The organism is Acidiphilium sp. AL, from assembly GCF_025499445.1.
Taxonomy (GTDB): Bacteria; Pseudomonadota; Alphaproteobacteria; order Acetobacterales; family Acetobacteraceae; genus Acidiphilium; species Acidiphilium iwatense.
The window spans coordinates 1-1,138 of the sequence record NZ_JAIMBZ010000126.1 but is presented as its reverse complement, the minus strand read 5'-3'; the positions used below and the strand labels follow the sequence as shown (position 1 = coordinate 1,138).

The following is a 1,138-nucleotide window of genomic DNA, read 5'->3' as shown; positions in this document are numbered from 1 at the left end:
CGCGGACCTGCTGCGGGGTTGAGACTACATCCATGACGCTACACTGCATCGGAAACCGGCTGCTTGGCGAGGCCGGTACTGTTCAAAGAGCTCGTCCATCGCGCTTGTGGCAAGCCGAGAGTTATTGCGTTTGGCGCCAGTTCGCGGCCGTTGAAGGACTCGACAACCTGCGGCGCGATCACGCCGCTCCCGATCTCATCGAGCCCGAGCAAGAGGAGCGACAAGGGGCAAATCCGCCGTCCACCAGAGGGCAATGACATTCCCAGCGGGGTCGCCCATCTTCCAAGACGCGTTCGATGAGAGTTGGCAGATCACGCCACTGCCGCGGATGCATCCATCACAGGCGCACCAGTGTCGCTCGTCTGCTTGAGCCCGGACTGGGCTTCTTTCGGAGATCAAACCGGGCGACGAAGCGATCTGCCACGCCGGGTTTGAGGCATCCGCTCGGACGCAGGTCGGACATTCGTTACGGTGCGGAAGATAGGCCAATGGTCGCCTTCATCGGCGTATCGCAAGACCATTCCTGCATGTCTTCGGGGGCGCTAGATCCCGCAGGCACCCCCGCCAACCCGTCCGGCGGAAGAATTTCCCCGGCCCGCGAGCGGGCCTCCTCGCGGGCGCTGCGCTCCAAATTCTCCCGCCTCCCAGGTCCTCCGCTGCGCTCCGGCCGCTCGCACGCTCGCGGTGTCGGCGGCGCCTTTGCGGTCTCTCAGCGCGAGACATCGCAGGGATGGTCCCGGCGATCGATTAAAGGAGACCACGTCATGGCTATCACCCTCGGAACCTTCACCAAAACCGACACCGGCACCTTCACCGGCACCCTCAAAACCCTTCACGTGGCGGCCGCACTCACCATCGTCCCGGTCGACAAACTGTCTGAAAACGCCCCCGATCATCGGGTCTTTGCCGGACAGCGCCACGAGGTCGGCGCCGGCTGGAGCCAAGTCGCCAAGTCCAGTGGCGAGACCTATCTGAACCTCAAGATCGGCGCACCGGAGTTCGGGCCGAACTGGGTTCGCTGCCGCCTGGTCAAGCTCGAACGCGCCAGCGAGGACGGCGCCACCCACATCGCCCTCTGGGAGCCGCGCGACCGGAATTGACGCCAAAGCCCCGTCGCGAGCCATCGCGGCGGGGCTTT

At 64.7% G+C, this 1,138-nt stretch carries 1 protein-coding gene; it reads left to right on the top strand.

Features of this window, described 5'->3' with window-relative positions:
- The first annotated feature begins 764 nt into the window (after positions 1–764).
- Positions 765–1,100, top strand: a complete 336-nt coding sequence (locus AiwAL_RS20285; protein ID WP_235705113.1) for a DUF736 domain-containing protein — start codon at positions 765–767, stop codon at positions 1,098–1,100.
- The last annotated feature ends 38 nt before the right edge of the window (positions 1,101–1,138 follow it).